Origin of the sequence: Streptomyces sp. WMMC940, assembly GCF_027460265.1 — a bacterium.
In the GTDB taxonomy this organism is placed as follows: Bacteria; Actinomycetota; Actinomycetes; order Streptomycetales; family Streptomycetaceae; genus Streptomyces.
In genome coordinates, this window is sequence record NZ_JAPZBC010000001.1 from 3,462,075 (window position 1) to 3,479,187 (window position 17,113).

At 68.6% G+C, this 17,113-nt stretch carries 11 protein-coding genes and 2 pseudogenes; 4 read left to right on the plus strand and 9 right to left on the minus strand.

Going from position 1 to position 17,113, the window contains the following annotated elements; all coding sequences use genetic code 11:
• Window positions 1-179: 179 nt before the first annotated feature.
• The 5 genes from O7595_RS15145 to O7595_RS15165 form a co-directional block, all read right to left on the minus strand.
• Window positions 180-1,229: an aspartate-semialdehyde dehydrogenase gene (locus O7595_RS15145; protein ID WP_269729217.1), complete on the minus strand. Its 1,050-nt coding sequence runs from the start codon at window positions 1,227-1,229 to the stop codon at window positions 180-182.
• A gap of 28 nt (window positions 1,230-1,257) precedes the next feature.
• On the minus strand, window positions 1,258-2,538 hold the full coding sequence (locus tag O7595_RS15150) for an aspartate kinase (RefSeq protein ID WP_269729218.1): 1,281 nt from the start codon (window positions 2,536-2,538) through the stop codon (window positions 1,258-1,260).
• Between the two features lie 366 nt (window positions 2,539-2,904).
• A complete protein-coding gene (locus O7595_RS15155; RefSeq protein WP_269729219.1) occupies window positions 2,905-3,573 on the minus strand; it encodes a DUF5063 domain-containing protein in 669 nt (222 codons plus the stop codon).
• Complete coding sequence (recR, locus tag O7595_RS15160) at window positions 3,566-4,165, minus strand: recombination mediator RecR (RefSeq protein WP_269729220.1); 600 nt, start codon at window positions 4,163-4,165, stop codon at window positions 3,566-3,568. Before recR ends, O7595_RS15155 begins: the two co-directional genes overlap by 8 nt.
• Window positions 4,166-4,247: 82 nt before the next feature.
• On the minus strand, window positions 4,248-4,589 hold the full coding sequence (locus O7595_RS15165; RefSeq protein ID WP_269732494.1) for a YbaB/EbfC family nucleoid-associated protein: 342 nt from the start codon (window positions 4,587-4,589) through the stop codon (window positions 4,248-4,250).
• A gap of 361 nt (window positions 4,590-4,950) precedes the next feature.
• On the opposite strand from O7595_RS15165, the gene O7595_RS15170 reads away from it, so the two are divergent.
• Window positions 4,951-5,733 carry an SLATT domain-containing protein gene (locus tag O7595_RS15170; RefSeq protein ID WP_269729221.1) on the plus strand — a complete coding sequence of 261 codons (783 nt, stop codon included), beginning with the start codon at window positions 4,951-4,953 and terminating at the stop codon, window positions 5,731-5,733.
• Window positions 5,734-6,660: 927 nt separating this feature from the next.
• Here O7595_RS15170 and O7595_RS15175 read toward each other — a convergent pair.
• Both O7595_RS15175 and O7595_RS15180 read right to left on the minus strand, forming a co-directional pair.
• Window positions 6,661-7,023 carry a hypothetical protein gene (locus tag O7595_RS15175; protein ID WP_269729222.1) on the minus strand — a complete coding sequence of 121 codons (363 nt, stop codon included), beginning with the start codon at window positions 7,021-7,023 and terminating at the stop codon, window positions 6,661-6,663.
• A 73-nt stretch (window positions 7,024-7,096) separates the two neighbouring features.
• A pseudogene (locus tag O7595_RS15180) lies at window positions 7,097-7,597 on the minus strand (transposase); the annotation flags it as partial.
• Between O7595_RS15180 and O7595_RS15185 the strand changes: the two are divergent.
• The 3 genes and pseudogenes from O7595_RS15185 to O7595_RS15195 form a co-directional block, all read left to right on the plus strand.
• Window positions 7,586-7,720, plus strand: a pseudogene (locus tag O7595_RS15185) (helix-turn-helix domain-containing protein); the annotation flags it as partial. The pseudogenes O7595_RS15180 and O7595_RS15185 sit on opposite strands and share 12 nt — an antisense overlap.
• Window positions 7,721-7,981: 261 nt before the next feature.
• Window positions 7,982-8,137, plus strand: coding sequence for a hypothetical protein (locus O7595_RS15190; protein ID WP_269729224.1), 156 nt, complete (start codon window positions 7,982-7,984; stop codon window positions 8,135-8,137).
• Window positions 8,138-8,243: 106 nt separating this feature from the next.
• Window positions 8,244-9,020, plus strand: coding sequence for a site-specific integrase (locus O7595_RS15195; protein WP_269729225.1), 777 nt, complete (start codon window positions 8,244-8,246; stop codon window positions 9,018-9,020).
• Window positions 9,021-9,136: 116 nt separating this feature from the next.
• Here the strand turns inward: O7595_RS15195 and O7595_RS15200 are convergent, their stop codons facing one another.
• Together O7595_RS15200 and O7595_RS15205 are read right to left on the minus strand one after the other, a co-directional pair.
• Window positions 9,137-9,643 carry a hypothetical protein gene (locus tag O7595_RS15200; RefSeq protein ID WP_269729226.1) on the minus strand — a complete coding sequence of 169 codons (507 nt, stop codon included), beginning with the start codon at window positions 9,641-9,643 and terminating at the stop codon, window positions 9,137-9,139.
• A gap of 12 nt (window positions 9,644-9,655) precedes the next feature.
• Window positions 9,656-16,483, minus strand: a complete 6,828-nt coding sequence (locus O7595_RS15205; RefSeq protein WP_269729227.1) for a polymorphic toxin-type HINT domain-containing protein — start codon at window positions 16,481-16,483, stop codon at window positions 9,656-9,658.
• Window positions 16,484-17,113: the final 630 nt, after the last annotated feature.

The following is a 17,113-nucleotide window of genomic DNA, read 5'->3' on the forward strand; positions in this document are numbered from 1 at the left end:
CATGGCTTATCGCGGCACCGCGAAGGGACGACCGCATAGACGCTCCCCGCACAGCAACCGGTTGCACAGTGGCGCAAATGCATCGTCGGACATGCCATCACCCCAGTTCAAGGGGCACGTCCCGGATGTTTGATCACAGGGGGGTTCACAGATCCTACAAAGAAGCACCGACACTCTGCTCAGAATTCGCGGGCGATCGCCTCTGCCAGCTGAGCGGTGTTCAGGGCCGCACCTTTGCGGAGGTTGTCCCCGCACACGAAGAGATCCAGGGCCCTCGGGTCGTCCATGGCCCGCCGGACGCGTCCGACCCAGGTCGGATCGGTGCCCACCACATCGGCGGGCGTGGGGAATTCACCGGCCTCGGGGTCGTCGAAGAGCACCACGCCCGGCGCCGTGGCGAGGATGTCGTGGGCCCGCTCGACGGAGACCTCGTGCTCGAAGCGCGCATGCACCGAGACCGAGTGGGCTGTGACGACCGGCACACGCACACAGGTCGCGGAGACCCGGAGTTCGGGCAGATCCAGGAGCTTGCGGGTCTCGGCACGGATCGCGACTTCCTCCGAGGACCAGCCGTCGTCCTCGAGCGCCCCGGACCAGGGGACCACGTTCAGCGCCGTGGGCGCCGGGAACGGGCCGAGTCCGTCGCCGACCGCCCGGCGCACATCGCCGGGACCGGTGCCCAGTTCGGTGTCCGCGACCAGCGCGAGCTGGGTGCGGAGCGCCTCGACACCGCACTGTCCGGCACCGCTGACCGCCTGGAGGGCGGAGACCACGAGTTCGTCCACGCAGAACTCGGCGTGCAGCGCGCCCACGGTGACGATCATCGCCAGGGTGGTGCAGCCCGGGCTCGCGACGATGCCGCGCGGCCGGAGCCGCACGGCATGCGGATTGATCTCGGGTACGACGAGGGGGACGTCGTGATCCAGCCGGAAGGCGGCCGAGTTGTCCACGACCACCGCGCCCTTGGCGACGGCGACCGGCGCCCACTGGGCCGCGACCGGGGCCGGCACCAGGAACAGCGCCACGTCGACCCCCGTCAGCGCCGCCTCGGAAAGGGCGACGACCTCGGTCTCCTCGCCGCGGACGGCCAGCTTGCGGCCGGCCGAACGCGGTGAGGCGACCAGGCGTATCTCGCCCCAGACGTCCGCTCGCTGGGACACGATCTGGAGCATCACCGCACCGACGGCTCCGGTCGCACCCACGACCGCGAGCGTCGGCTTGCGGTTCATCGCGCGACCACCGTCGCGCGCCGAGCGGTCACCGGCCGGTGCCTCCGTAGACGACGGCCTCGTCGGAGTCGCTGTCGAGGCCGAAGGCGGTGTGGACGGCCCGGACGGCCTCCTTGACGTCGTCGGCGCGGGTCACGACCGAGATGCGGATCTCGGAGGTGGAGATCAGCTCGATGTTCACGCCGGCGTCGGACAGCGCCTCGAAGAAGGACGCCGTGACACCCGGGTTGGTCTTCATGCCCGCGCCGACGAGCGAGATCTTGGCGATCTGGTCGTCGTAGCGCAGCGACTCGAAGCCGATGGCGCTCTTGGTCTTCTCGAGCGCGTCGATCGCCTTGCGGCCCTCGGTCTTCGGGAGGGTGAAGGAGATGTCGGTGAGGCCCGTGGACGCGGCGGAGACGTTCTGCACCACCATGTCGATGTTGATCTCGTTGTCCGCGATGGTGCGGAAGATCGCGGCGGCCTCGCCCGGCTTGTCCGGGACACCGACGACGGTGATCTTCGCCTCGGAGGTGTCGTGGGCGACTCCGGAGATGATGGCCTGCTCCACCTTGCGGGCTCCTTGCTCGGCGTGCGGTTCGTTGCTGACCCAGGTGCCCCGCAGCCCCGAGAAGGACGAGCGGACGTGGATCGGGATGTTGTAGCGGCGTGCGTACTCGACGCACCGGTGCAGGAGCACCTTGGAACCGGAGCTCGCGAGCTCCAGCATGTCCTCGAACGAGATCCAGTCGATCTTGCGGGCCTTCTTCACCACGCGCGGGTCGGCGGTGAAGACGCCGTCGACGTCGGTGTAGATCTCGCAGACCTCGGCGTCCAGCGCCGCGGCCAGCGCGACGGCGGTGGTGTCCGAGCCGCCGCGACCGAGGGTGGTGATGTCCTTCTTGTCCTGGGACACGCCCTGGAAGCCCGCGACGATAGCGATGTTGCCCTCGTCCAGCGCCGTCCGGATCCGGCCCGGCGTGACATCGATGATGCGCGCTTTGTTGTGGACCGAGTCGGTGATCACGCCCGCCTGGCTGCCGGTGAACGACTGGGCCTCGTGGCCCAGGTTTTTGATCGCCATCGCCAGCAGGGCCATGGAGATCCGCTCTCCGGCGGTCAGCAGCATGTCGAACTCACGGCCGGCAGGGATCGGGGATACCTGCTCGGCGAGATCGATCAACTCGTCCGTCGTGTCACCCATCGCCGAGACCACGACGACCACCTGGTGGCCGTTCTTCTTGGCATCGACGATCCGCTTGGCGACCCGCTTGATGCCCTCGGCATCGGCAACGGAGGAGCCTCCGTACTTCTGCACGACAAGGCCCACGTGCGCTCCTCGCTCGGTCTCTGGCCGCAGTCAACACTGCGGTCCGCGTCAGTTTAACGAGCAGCCCGGAATCGCCGCCGCCGTATCACATCGCGAGATGTCCCGCTCACGTCGTGATCACCGGCAAGGCCGGGCTGCCCGAGGATGCATCTGCCCAAGGGCTCACCGGGTACGCGGTTCTGTGGGCGGCGTCACATGTCCGCATGTGCTCCGGCGGTGCCGGCCGCGGGTCCGCACCGGCGCCACCCGGAGGTCGGCGCAGGCCCCGGGGAGGTGGGTCAGACCGGCCGGTGGCGACGGCGCGTACTCCCCGCCGGCCGGCGCGTACCCGCCCCTTCGGGCGAGGGGAAGCGGGAAGGGGACGGATCACTGGGCCGCGGGAGCCCTCCGCAACCCGAGCGGCCCCGCGATCTCCTCCGCCATCACGCGCCCAGCCTCCTCGGCGAGGTCGTCCTCGGCGAGGTCCTCGTCGGTGTCCAGCCCGTCCAGTTCCTGCAGCGGCTGGTCCAGGCGCACATGGGAGACCAGGGACTGCAGCGCGCGCAGCGTCGCCGAGGCGGTCGGCCCCCAGTTGGAGAAGTAGGAGAACTGCCACCACCACAGCGCCTCGGTCGTGCGGCCCGCGCGGTAGTGGGCGAGGCCGTGGCGCAGATCGGTGACGATGTCCGCGAGGTTGTCGGAGATCCGGAACGGCACCGGTGCCTTGCGGGGCTCGTACGGGTCGAAGACCTCGGAGAAGACGTCGACCGGGTCGAGGAGCCGGGCGAACCGCTCGCGCAGGTCGTCGACGTCCACGTCCGGTCCGGTGTCCGTCTCGTAGCGCTCCTCGGGGACGATGTCCTCGTGCGCGCCCAGCCGGCCGCCCGCGAGCAGCAGCTGGGAGACCTCCAGCAGCAGGAACGGCACGGCGCTGTCCGGCTCGTCGCCCCGCGCCACCTCGGTGGTGGCCACGATGAAGCTCTCGATCGAGTCGGCGATCTGGACCGCGAAGTCGTCCGGGTCCTGCGTGACGGAGTGCAGCGTTGCGTCAGACATCGAGAAGTCGTCTCCCCTCGAAGGCACGCCCGAGCGTGACCTCGTCGGCGTATTCCAGATCGCCGCCAACGGGAAGCCCGCTGGCGAGACGCGTCACCTTCAGCCCCATGGGCTTGACCATGCGCGCCAGGTACGTGGCGGTCGCCTCGCCCTCGAGATTGGGGTCGGTCGCCAGGATCAGCTCGGTGACCGTGCCGTCCGCGAGCCTCGCGAGAAGCTCGCGGATGCGCAGGTCGTCCGGGCCGACGCCCTCGATCGGGCTGATCGCTCCGCCCAGCACGTGGTAGCGACCGCGGAACTCCCGGGTCCGCTCGATCGCGACGACGTCCTTGGGCTCCTCGACCACGCAGATGACCGCCGGGTCGCGGCGCGCGTCCCGGCAGATGGCGCACTGCTCCTGCTGCGCGACGTTCCCGCACACCGCGCAGAAGCGGACCTTGTCCTTCACCTCGAGCAGCGCGTGCGCGAGGCGCCGGACGTCGGCCGGCTCGGCCTGGAGGATGTGGAAGGCGATCCGCTGCGCGCTCTTGGGACCGACGCCGGGCAGCCTGCCCAGTTCGTCGATGAGGTCCTGAACCACGCCTTCGTACAACGGAACGCCTCTCTCGGAATGCTTCGGTGGTTACGGTAGTTGGTCCGGTCCGACCAGGGTCAAGACCGGCGCGGAAAGGGCGTCAGAAGGGGAGTCCGGGGATCCCGCCGCCGCCGAGTCCCTGGGCGAGCGGGCCGAGCTTCTGCTGCTGCAGCTGCTGTGCGTTCTCGTTCGCGGCCTGGACGGCGGCGACGACGAGGTCCGCGAGGGTCTCGGTGTCGTCCGGGTCGACCGCCCCGGGGTCGATGACGAGGCCGCGCAGCTCGCCGGAGCCGGTGACGGTCGCCTTCACGAGACCGCCGCCCGCCTGGCCTTCGACCTCTGTCGCCGCCAGCTCCTCCTGCGCACGGGCGAGGTCCTGCTGCATCTTCTGGGCCTGCTGAAGCAACTGCTGCATATTGGGCTGGCCACCACCGGGAATCACGGTCACTCCTGGCATTTCGACGTCGATTGTTCGGTAAACCGAGCCTACGTGGTCGGGGGGCGGCGTGCCCCGCCCAGTGGGCACCGACTCTTTCGAGTGACTTCCGCGGGAGAAGACGCGTCCTTCGCCTACCGGACCAGGACGCTCGTGCGGGCGGAATTACCGGGATTCCGCTCCCCCGGCCCACCGTTCGGCGGTAGGAAGAACCTGCGCACCAGAACCCCACGTACACCGCACGTCACGCAGGGTTGGCACGACTGCGCCCGGGGCCGCGTACCGACGTCGTCCGCAGTCGCCGCCGCAGTCACGCACAGCCGCAGTCACGCACCCGTAGTCACGCAGAGCGCAGAGGAGTGCCCCGGTGAGCCAGCCGGAGATGCAGCCTGGGGGGTCGGCCCGGGAGGAGGACGGGGCCGGGGCCCCGGAGACCGGCGGCGCCCCGGACGCCGGAAGCATCCCGCGCCGCGACCGCGGCCCCGACCTGTCCGGCCGGCCGTTCCCGCTCGGCGACTGGGGCGAGCCGGCGGAGCGCCTCGACGAGCTGTACCGCTGGGTGGAGGCCAACGCACTGCGGACCGCGGACTGGTATCTGGCCGACCGGGTACGCAAACGCCGCGCGGCTCGTGCGCTGCGCGCCGGCACGGTCCTGGGCGTGGTCGCGGGGGCCGCGCTGCCCCTCCTGGACCTGACGGGGATGCTGACCGGCGCGGCAGGGTGGGGGTACCTGTCGCTGCTGCTGGGCGCCGCCTGTGTGGCCTGCGACCGGTACTTCGGCCTGACCTCGGGCTGGACGAGGGACGTGGCCGCGGCGCAGGCGGTGCACCGCCGGCTCCAGGGTCTTCAGTTCGACTGGGCCTCCGAGAGCGTCCGCGAGGTGCTCGGCCCCACGGAGGGCACGGCGAGCGAGGCGGCGGAGCGCTGTCTCACCGTGCTGCGCCGCTTCTCGGAGGACCTGACGGAACTGGTCCGCGCCGAGACGGCCGACTGGATGCTGGAATTCCGGGCCGGTCCGGCCCCGCTGCTGATGCAGTCGGCACCGGTGCCGTCGCGTCCCGACCACAGCCACCCGTCGGGCCGCTTCCCCCTGCCGCCCCCGCCCACCCGGCCGAACATGCCGCGGCAGCGCCCACCGGAGGCGCGCTAGCCGGTGCAGTTCCCGGGCAGACCCGGGCGTACTGATCACGAGCGTCGTCGGCGTGGCGTGCGCCGGGCCCGGGATTCCCCTGTCCTGATCACCGTCCGCGTGGGCAGGGATGCGATCCGGGACGGCGGCTGGCGACCGATCACCGCGGCCGTGTAGGAAGAACATCAGCGATCTATTTGAGCGGGGCCTTCCACATCTCCGCGTCACGCGACAGGACAATGGACCACACTCCCCTGGCGCCGGAATTCCAGGCTCACTCAAACGCTCATCTATCACGTGAATGAGTGCTCGGGATTCAGGGATCCAGGATCTCCTACAGCGCGATCGAGTAGCATCCTCGATCGTTTCCACCCTGACACCGACCTCCAGGACGGATTGCCTCAACCCGGAGAATTGGGTTCGATCCGGGAAGGCTCCGTACGCACGCAATAGCGACTCAGGAATCACATCACCGTGAGGCAGCGACTATCGATGCGCCTGGATACTAATCCCGACACAATCCCATGACCCTTCGGATCGCAGGAATGACAGTTCCACGAGACCATAGTCCCGACGCATGCGACCTTTGCGCACGTCATCGACGCAGTCGTCGCCGAGAGCCTGCTCCCGTTGAGCGGGGCTACATCCCAACCCCAACCCGAACTTGACCAGTAACGGACACATCGCTGAAGAAACTCAGACCAGTCACCCCATCTTCTCCAATACCTTGATGAGGAAGCGCATCTCGGCTGCCCGATTGGACTGCATGCCAAACTCTTCAGCATTCATGCTGGCGCGAGCTGACTTGGCCTTATCGATGATGTCGGCCCTTAGGCTCGGATTCGAATGGATCTCATCCAGAACCTTCTGGACCTCTTTCGGACTACTGAACTTGATTGGGTGATGTCGGTGGTGTCGCAGAGACCGCTGAACTCTGGCCGTTCGAGATCAAGAGCGTGTCTGCAGCCATCGACGCGCGGCAGCCAGGGTCACCTCGACGTCGTCGCTCCAGGAACAGACTTCCAGCCACGACAGGTAGCCGCCTTGCGTGAAGACCAGGACCTCGCCAGGGAACTCGCCAGCCTCGGTGACGAGCTGCGCTTCGGCCGCCACGACAGTGCTGGGGCCAGTGGGTGCGGGCTCCGCCTTGCTGGTGTCGAGTTCGAAATAGACGGTTCCGCATCCGCATGTGCAGTGCTCTCGCACGATGAGGTGCGGGATCTGCCTTCGGAGCGCGACATGAACCGGATTGTCCGTGTTCAGGACTGCCGTGAGCACGTCGGCTATGTCGGCAGGCAGGCTCTCGGTCATTCCGTCACCGTATCTGACCAGCAACTTTTGACTTGACCGTGCCGGCCAATCGCCGATCGGCCAGCCATTGCGTTCACGCGTCCAGGGCCAGGCCGGTGCCGGCGAGGCAGCCATCGATGACGTCCGGCCGGTACTGCACCATCTTGAGCTTGCGCTTGACTGCCCGGGTGATCTGGCCGAGGTCGGCTGCGGTGGGGTTGCCGATGTCGCGCTTGACCAGCGACCAGATGCTCTCCTGCGGGTTCAAGTCCGGGGTGTAGCTCGGAAGCTGGAAGACGGTGAGCCAGTCCGCGTGGGCGGCGATGAACTCGCACATCGGCTCGACCAGGTGCATGCGCAGGTTGTCCCACACGAGCACCATCGGGCCGCCGAGCTGGATGTGCGCTCTGACCAGCAGGTCGCGCAGGTCGCGCCAGCCGATGCCCTTCGGCTCGCCCTTGCGGCCCCGGTACTCACGGACCGAGTAGAACATCCTCGACCGCTTCCCCGGCTTGTAGCAGGTCAACCCGGCCATGGACACCCGGCCCGAGCCCCGGCCACGGACCCGGACTACGGACGTTACGGCCGCTCTGCCGTCTACGACCTGCTCCGCACACGCCAGCTCGCCTCAATCGCCCTCGGCCGCGCCCGCCGCATCCCCGCCCACGCGCTGACCGACTTCATCCGCACCCGCCTCGACCAGGAAGTCGCCGCCTGATGACCACACCCCGCGACACCCCCGCCTCCCGCCGCACCCGCGCCAACGGCGACGGAACCGTCTACCAACGCAGGGACAGCCGCTGGGAAGCCGCCGGATACGTCCTCGCCCCCGGCAACACCCGCCGCCGCGTCCACGTCTACGGCACCACCCACAAAGACGCCCTGGCCAAACTCACCGAGAAGATCGCCACCAGCAATCGTGGCCTCCCCGTGCCCTCCGCACAGGGCAGCGTCGGCGCGTACCTGACGTACTGGCTCGATGCCGTTGCCGTCCACCACCTCCGCGAGAACACGCACACCCGATACACCGCTTGCGTCAATCGGTACCCTCGTCCCCGGCCTGGGCAAGAAGAAGCTCGCCAAGCTCTCCGCCAAGGACGTCCGCACCTGGCTCAACCAGCTCCGCACCACCTAGCTGCACGCACGGCGTCGGCGCCGGGCGCGACCAGCCCCGCTACTGCGCCGCCGGCCAGTGCTGCTCCAAGCTGCTCTCCCCGCTGACGCTCACCTACATCCACTCCGTGCTCAAGTCCGCACTCGAACACGCCGTACGCGAGGAGGAGATCCCTCGCAACGTCGCCCGCAACGTCCGCATCGGCACCCCACGGCCCCGACGCTTTGAACCCTTCACCGCCGAAGAAGCCCGCCAGTTCCTCACCGCCGCCCAGGACCACCGGCTGCACGCGCTGTTCGAACTCGCCCTCCACACCGGACTCCGCAAGGGCGAACTCCTCGGCCTGTGCTGGACAGACCTCGACCTCGACGAGGGCACCGCCGCAATCCGCCGAACCCTCCAGCGCACCAGCGCAGGCGGACTCACCACGCTGCCCACCAAGACACGGGCTTCCGAGCGTCGCATCGCCCTCCCCACCCGCTGCCTCCAGTCGCTGAAGCTCCACCATGAGCAGCAGCGCGAGCGTGAGGCCGCGGGCACGACGTGGCGGCACGACGGGCACGTGTCACCACCGCGCAGGGCCGACCGATCGACCCGACCAATCCTCACCCGCACCTTCATCACGCTCCTCCGCAAGGCCGGCCTCCGCCGCATCCGCTTCCACGACCTCCGCCACTCGACCGCCACCCTGCTCCTGGAACAGGGCGTCGAACTCGTCGTGATCAAGGAACTCCTCGGCCACGCCCGCATCGGCGTCACCGCCACCGTCTACGCCCACGTCCGACTCCGCCTCCAGCGAGACGCCATCAACACCCTCAGCACCGCCCTTGACGGCCCTGCCAACGACAAGTCGGCCCACGACGACGGCGACGACCCGCCGCTGTGCGGAGCTACCGTCCACTGACGTTGCCGTCAACTACTGCCGTCAAGACCCGCAGAAGCCCCGCCAGGACGCACCTGACGGGGCTTCAATTTTGCTGCTGCTATCCAGCGCGAGGGTTGCAGGATCAGGCAGCGAGGCTACACCTCACCCTCCAGCCAACGTTCGAATGGCACGACCTCCGACAGTTCGGAATTGATCGCCTTCAACCCTCCGGCGAAGTCTTCGGCCAATTTCGAGAGCATCGCGACTAGCTCACTCTGTGCAATGATCTCGCGCTCTGGGTTTGGAACCCAATTGGTCCGCGATTCGCAGTAAATCATCACGAGATCCCCGCTTGAGCGGAAGGTCAAAGTCCTCTCGATACCCTGCGAGTAGAGATCCACCTCGACTTCGCGACGGTCGCGCACACCCGCCAGAAGCGACGGTAGCTGCTCCATGAAGGCAGACAAGTCATACGCGACATCGAGCGGCCACTCATCACTCCCGAAGCCGCCGATGTGGAATTTGCTGCCTCCAGCCTCAGAGAGGGCGCTACACGCCTCCATGACAAGGGTCTCGTAATCGTCACCCGGCTCCAGACTCGCTGAAGCAGGAGCCACAGCACCTGACGGCACGGCCGGATTGAACGACACGGAGAAGCTCATCTCTCCAGCCTCCTAGTTCGGGCCAATGATCGGGAATCCCGTCTTGTACAGTCCATTTGGACTCGGGACGATGGTTGCTGCCCGCGCTTGGACGATACTCCCATCCGGCATAATCACCTGCCCCAATCCGTCCGGGATGCGCACCGACCTGGGCCCGGCTCCTTCGACATGGAGTCCCTTCAAGAACTCTGCAGCGGCATCATTATCCAGCCACTGACCTTGCTGATTCCCGGTGCTGCGAGCGCGATCGGTCAGAGCCTTCGTGTTCTTCGCTCCGGCGCCATGAGTCTTGAACGTATGGCCCCACGTTTTAACACTGTTGGACGCCCAGTTGATGCATCCATTGCTGTTGTGAACGAGAACCGGCGTCTGCCCCGCCAGCACATAGTACGTGTGAAGGTCCGCAACGGTGAGGTTGTACGTGTCCTGATGGGCACCGTAAGTGCGGGTGGCCGTGACAGAGACCGTGGAGCCGTCGTCCGTGCGCAGGGTCATGCCCGGCTCGAGGTCCCCGGCATCGAGCCAGGCCTGTTCCGACTCGGACCAGAAGGGGTGATGGTCCGTCGTGACGATGACCTCTGCGCCGTCTTCCGTGGAGACCGTCAGGTCCACGTAGGACTTGTCGTCCTCCGTCAGGATCGTGGCGGTGACCGTCTTGAGTGCCGTCTGGCCTGATACGGGGTCGGTGGCAACAACCGTGTCGCCGATTTCCAGATCCTCGATGGGCTTGGTCGCCCCGTCTTCCATCAGGACCTCGGTGCCCGCGACGAAGCTGTGCTTGCGAGCGATGCAGGGAGGGGCAGACATGATCCAGTCAAGGAACTTGCCGCCCTTACGGCTGGCAGCAACGCCGTCTCCGAACACGGGGACCAGGGCGACCAGGCTCCAGCCGGCCTCGCTCCAGTTGCCCTCGGTGGCATAGAGGACGGCGTTGCCGACGTCGGCTGCGGCTCCGAGCCCGGGTGCGAAACCGGCCGCGTCGAGGGCGCGATGGGCCTCGGCCCTGTCCCAGTCCCTCTCCTGCTTCGGAACCCACTGGCAGCCGACGTCGTCCTTTCGGCTCGCGCACTTCATCTGCTCCTGCTGGACCCTGGCGTGTCTCTCGTTGACGCCGCCGCCGTACCTGGTCTTGACCGTGACCGTGGTGCGCCTGTTGTGACCCGTCGTGATCTGCGTCTTCGTGGAGTTGTAGATCCATGTGCCGTTGGGGCCCATGGTCATGTAGTCCCGGGTGTAGCCCCCCTTTCCATCGCTGCAGCCGTGCTCACAGTCGGTGGCGGGGCGCAGACCCGTGGGGTCGGAGTACGACACCGGACTGCCGTTGGCGTAGGTGTACCCGTTCATCTGCATCGGGTCGGTGATGTCGATGAGCGGGTCCGCGCTGATGAAGCGGCCGGTGGTGGAGTCGTACTCGCGGGCGCCGATGTGGGTCAGGCCCGTGGCGGGGTCGTCGATGCCGACGCCCAGGTAGGTGTGGCGGTCGGGCCAGTTGGCGGGCTCGGTGCCGCGGGGGTTGCCGTACGGGTCGTACTTGCGGCGCAGGATTCCCTGGCCGGCGGTCTGGTCGACGGAGTTCGTGGCCGTGTTGTGGTGGTCGGTGAGCAGGACGGTCAGCTTGTGGCCCGTGGTCTTGCCGCCCGTGGTGCGGACCGTGGTCGGGGCGCCCGGGTGGCTGTAGTAGCGGCGGGCGTCCATGGCCTGGCCGGAGGTGTTGACGGTGATCTCGGCTTCGCCGAGGTAGAGGGTGCGGGTGGTGCCGTCGTCCTCGATCAGGCGGTTGCCCGACGCGTCGTACAGATAGGTGACGTTGGGTGTGCCGTTGTTGTCCGTGTCGACCGATGTGAGCTTGTTTCGGCGGTCCCACGTCAGGGCCTGGGTGTCGCCGCCGATCACCCGCTGGGTGGTGTTGCCGAAGCTGTCGTAGGCGTAGGTCTGCTGCGAGTCCACCGTCGAGCCGGGCTCGCGCACGGTCGACTCGACCTTGGTGAGGGTGTGGGGCTGGACCGTGGGTGCGGGCTGGGAGCCGCCGATGGTGGTGCCGTGGGTGTAGGTGTGGACGTCGTCCAGGTCCGGGTCGGCGAGGTCGTGGACGGTCATCCGCGTGCGGTTGCCGATCGCGTCGAACGCGTACGACTGCCAGTAGCCGCCGCCGTCGACGCCCGGGGACAGCTCGGCGCGGTCAGGGCCCGAGCCCTGTGCGCCCGAGGCGGTCGGGCAGCCCGTGGTGCCCGTCCAGGCGTGGACCAGGCGGCCCATCGGGTCGTAGGCGAAGCACTGGCGGTCCACGCGTGACGACGACTGGGTGTCGGTGATCGAGGTGATGTTGCCGACGGTGTCGTAGCCGTACGTCAGTGCCGAGATCCGGGACGGGTTGAGCGTCTCGCGATCCGTGACCGACTGGTGGATGCGGCCGGTGTTGGCGTTGTAGATGTTGGTCGTCCACACACGCCGCGGCGCCTCCCCGGAGACCGTGCGCAGCACCTCTCCGTAGGGGCTGTAGCGGGTGTCGGCCGTGTACCAGGCGAGTCCCGACGTGGTGACCGGCGCGCCCTCGCCGTTGTAGCGGGTGATCACCTTCTCCGCCGCCAGACCACCGGGCGTCGCCGGGAGCTGGACCGACTGGAGCCTGCCCGTCTCGGTGTAGGAGTGGGTGTAGGCGTAGGTGCCCGCCAGGCCCGTCGTCACCGACGTCGACGGGACCGTGGTCTTCGAGCCCGTCGGCCGGTACTCGCTGTCGTAGCCGGTCACCTCGCTCGTGAACGCGGCACCGCTGTGGTAGCGGGTGGAGGCGACCGGGTGGCCCTTGGCTCCCGGCAGCGAGTCGAACGTCCACTTGGCCACGAGGGGCCCGGTCGGTGAATCGTCGCGGAGCTCGGTCTGCCGGCCGAGGACGTCGTAGAGCGTGTGCTGCTCGCGGCCCTGGCCGTCCTTCGACCAGACCCGCTGGTCGAGGGCGTTGTAGCCGAACGTCGCCGATCCCATGTCCGGGTCCGTCGACGCCGTGAGCCGGCCGCGCGCGTCGTAGGTGTACGTCCAGTCGTTGCCCTCGGCGTCCGTGACCTGGGCGAGCTTGCCGCGCGGGTCGTACACGTACGAGGTGTCGGTCTCGGTCGTGAGGTCGGTCGCGGTGTAGTGCTGGATCAGGGAGGTCCGGCCCAGCGCGTCCGTCCAGGTCTTCGCCGCGCGGCTCCCCGACAGCGGCGCCGTGCCGTCGGCAGACATGCCCGTGCGGGTCAGCGTCCAGTCACCGGAGTACTGGACCGTGGCCGAGTGCTGCGGCACGTCCTCGTGGAGCGTCGTCGTGCGGATCGCCCGGCCGAGGCCGTCGTACGCGGTCTCCGTGGAGTTGGGCACCTCGAACACGGTTTGCGGGAAGAAGAGCAACGCCTCCGGCTCGCCCTCCGCGAGGTAGCCGTTGTTGGTCTGGCGGACCGTGCCGCCCGCGTTGTGCAGGGTGTCGGTGACGATCCGGCCGCCGCCGAGCGCCTCCGCCTGGGTCTGGCGCGGGCGCAGCAGACCGTCGTAGATCGCGACCGTGTCCTCGTACGTGCCGTTGTCGCGCAGGGTGCGGGTGGTGACGGCCGGCGGCTTGTTGTCCGCGATCTGGTACGTGAAGAGTGCCGACGCGCTGTCCGTGCCCTGGGTGCGCGACGGGGTCCAGACACCGCTGACTCGGCCGAGGTTGTCGTAACTGCTGCTGGTCTTGCGGCCGTTGGGGTCGGTGACGGACAGCACGGTGCCGCGGGCCGGATCCGAGACCGAGGTGGAGGCGTGTCCGAGCGCGTTGGTGACGGTGACCTCGAAGGCCGGGCCGGTGACGGGGCCGTAGGCGGTGGTGGTGGAGTTGCCCGCGGCATCGGTGACCTTGGTGACGCGGCCCAGCGCGTCGTACGTCGTCCGCCGGGAGGTGATCCAGCCGGTTCCGGCGGCGTCGACCGTGTCGGCCTGGAACGGCAGGCCCTTGACCGGGTTGGTACCGAAGGCACCCAGCGCGTCGTACGAAGTCCGGACGTCGGAGACGACCTGGTCGCCGGTCGCGGAAGCCGCCGCGGCGCAGTCGCCCACCGTCGTGCGGGACCGCTCGGGCAGGCCGATCAGATGCTTGCCGATGTTGTGGACGTACGAGGTCGTCGCGCACGTCCGGTCGCCCGTGGTCCAGCCGCCCGAGCCGTTGGGGGTGAGGCTGCGGGTGTGCGTGGTGACCGGGAGGTCGTGGGTGGACTCGTACGTCGTCGTCGCCCGTACCGTCCGGGTGGCACCACCGCTGACCGTCTGGATCGAGTCCGTCCGGGTCGTGCCCGTGCGGTACGCCTCCAGCGCCGGCAGGCCCTCCCGTGCCCGGGAGGCGGTCTTCCTGCTGTACGGCCAGGTCAGTTCGCGCGCGACGACGCTGCCACCCGCCTTGGTGTAGGTGACGGTCTCCGCGACCCGGCCCTGGTGGGCGGGCAGGTCCTCGCCCAGGGTCTCGGTGCCCGTGGAGTCCTTCACGGTGACCGCGGGGCGGCCGGCGTCGCCGGACATGCCGCGGAAGTAGCGGGTTCGGGTCTGGGACTGCTCGGTCGCGTCGGACTGGCCCGCGTTGGCGGTGACGCCCTTCTTCACGACCACGCCGGCGTAGCCGCGCCACTGGTCGTACGTGCGCAGCTCCGGCTTGGTGAACTCGTCGGTGCCCTTGGCCCAGGCGGCGCCGCCCTCGTAGGTGTAGGTGGTGACGACGTCGGGCTGCCGCGCGACCCGGTCCTTCTCGGTGACGCTGTCGACGACGTACTTGTTGAACCACTCCAGTGGCGGTGTCTCCAGGTCCGGGTCGGGCGACCAGTGGACCGGGAAGCAGCGGGAGGTGTTGACGGAGGGGGCGGGGTGGGTGGTGCCGACGGGGCACGGGTCGGAGTAGTCGACGTATATCTCGGCACCCGTCTCCGTGCGGATCGTCTCCACCCGCAGCCGGTCGAAGTCCGGGGTCTGGTCGGTGGTTCCCTTCGCGACGCGGTTGGGCATGTCGACGACGTTCGCCAGGAACGAGACCGGCGGGAGCGAGCTGCTCAGCTGGTTGCCGGCCTCGTCCCGGGCGGTGCCGTAGCCGGTGCGGGTGATCGACTCCAGCCAGAGCGGCGGGTGGGTGTCGGTGCGCTGCTTGGGGAACGACTGGTGCAGGTTCCAGCGGTCGACCAGGGACATCGACGTCGTGCCGGGAGTGCGCTGGCCGTAGGTGGTCACCGCCGTCAGCCGCATCCGGCTCCAGAAGGTGGGGGCGGAGATGTAGCAGTTGGCGGCGCCGACCTTGCAGTGCAGCGTGGAGGGGGTGTCCCACCAGGGCTGCTTGTCCTCGTAGTTCTTGGATTCGAACTCGGTGTCCGAGCAGTCCGTGGCGCCTTCCCTGATGCAGCGCTCGTCGGCGGTGAAGACGACCTTGCCGGCGGGGGTGCCGGTCAGGTTGTCGGAGCGCAGTCCGTAGAGGATCTGGGTCGGATGGCCGCCGCGGACGTAGGGGACCGGCTGCTTGAACTTCTCGTTCTGGGCGTAGCGGTTGACCTCCTGCTTCCAGTCGATGATCATCGCGTTGCCGTGGACGTCCTCGACGTAGTCGAGGTTCCAGCGCCAGGCCTGGGTGCAGGAGGAGTCGGCGTACGCGGTGGCGTGGCACGGTTCGCCGTCGTGGTTGCCGAAGACCGGGACGGTGAAGGCGGAGTTGGTGGCCGTGGCCCGCCCCGGCAGGGCGTTGCGGCCGAACCAGTAGCGGGTGCCGTCGCGGGTGGTGACGACCCAGTACTCACCGTCGTACTCGCCGGTCTGGGACGCCTTCGCGCTGCCGTTCTTGGCCTTGTACTCGACCCTGGCGCCGTCGTCGTTGGCGGCGACCCATGCGCCACTGGCGTCGTCGTGGACCAGCTCGGTCGACGAGCCGCCGAGCGACATCACGAGGTTCTCGCTCGCCCAGCACAGGTCGGACTTCTTCTTGTTGGCGGTGTTGTCGTTGTTCGGGCTGTTCTTCCGGTCTTCCGGGCAGGACCGGTAGCGGCGCTCGACGAAGCCGGGGTGGTAGTCCCAGCCGTCACCGACCCAGGATGCCTGGCCGTTGGCGACCGAGGTACGGCCGTCGACCGACTGGGAGGAGTAGGTGAACGCGACCTTGGGCGCGGGACCGGCCGGCGGCGACGGGACGGTGAGCGGGTACGTCCAGGAGAACCCGCCGCCGCTGCCGCCCGCGGTCCAGGTGCCGGTCGCGGACAGCGGGGTCGCCTTGTAGGTGCCACCCGCGCCCGAGGCGGAGTCGGTGGCCGCGAGGACGACGGGGCCGCCGCCGGCCTGGGTGGACAGGCCCTGTGCCTGGCTCGCGGCGGGATCGACGGTGGCTCGGACGGTCTCGGTGGAAGGGTCGTTCTCGCTCGGGACGACGACCGCGGTGGTGCACTCCTCCAACTCGGGCGTGGTGAGGAAGCACTCGGGGAGCTGGGTGAGCCGGAGGCGGGAGGACCACTCGGTGCCGTACAGGTCCTCGAAGGTGCCGTAGTCCAGTTCGATGTCGACGGGGGTGGAGCCGGTACCGGGGGGCGTGACGGTGATGATCGCGCCGTCGACGTCGGCCGCTTCGGTGGTGGTGCGGGGTTCGACCTCGACGTCCCAGGTGCCGCTGGGGGCGGGCGGGTCGGGCTCGGTCTCGGTCGGGGACGCCTGGCCGATGCGGACGGGCAGCGTACCGGCCTGGACGAGTTCTCCGCCCGCGCCGTCGAGGGGAACGGCGGCGTTTCCGCCGGCCGGGGGCGCGATGTCGGTGGGGTTGTACTCGGCCGGGGGCTCCACGGGGTCGCCGGACCAGGCCGTGTTCTCGTCGATCCTCACCGCGTCCGGGTCCGCGGGGGCGTCCTGCTGGAGTGCGACCAGGGTGGGGCCGTTGCGCGGGTCACCCGGCGGGATGGCCCAGGCCTGGGCCGGCAGCAGCGTCGCGACGAGGACGGCCGAGAGTGCGATTCCGGTGCCGCGGGGGGCGGAGGTGCGGCGTCGTGCCGAGCGCCTTCGCGTGAAAGGCGAAACACGCGCATGAGGCCGGCTCCCTCTTCCGGGCAGGCGAAACGTACGTCCCGAATCGGACGAGGACATGGAACCCCCCACTTCCACTGCGCGCCGGAACGGACAGCACGGGCACAGGGAATCGACAAATAGCCCGGCGATTGTGCAGGTGGACTGCACGCAAAATCCACAACAGCCGGTCGCGTGTGACCTCAATCACGATCATGAAAGGATGGATTGCCGACTGAAGGGAATTGACGGCGCACCAACTGTCGAATGGTCGGTACCCGGCAGCAGGACGCCATACGGGATATACCGGCGAAAGCATTCCAGAGAGCACCCGAGGGCCATGGGCAATGTCCTGGGATGCCCTCTTTTCAGGGCAACCGGATCAGGCAGGACAGCTGCTCACAGGCCCACTGCTCACCGAGTGGACGCATCCGGCGGGCCTGCGGTTCCGCC

Coding starts and splice junctions, on each gene's coding strand:
- O7595_RS15145 (WP_269729217.1), bottom strand. CDS start 1,229: ATGAACCGCAAGCCGACGCTCGCGGTCGTGGGTGCGACCGGAGCCGTC.
- O7595_RS15155 (WP_269729219.1), bottom strand. CDS start 3,573: ATGTCTGACGCAACGCTGCACTCCGTCACGCAGGACCCGGACGACTTC.
- O7595_RS15175 (WP_269729222.1), bottom strand. CDS start 7,023: ATGACCGAGAGCCTGCCTGCCGACATAGCCGACGTGCTCACGGCAGTC.
- O7595_RS15190 (WP_269729224.1), top strand. CDS start 7,982: ATGCCGTTGCCGTCCACCACCTCCGCGAGAACACGCACACCCGATACA.
- O7595_RS15200 (WP_269729226.1), bottom strand. CDS start 9,643: ATGAGCTTCTCCGTGTCGTTCAATCCGGCCGTGCCGTCAGGTGCTGTG.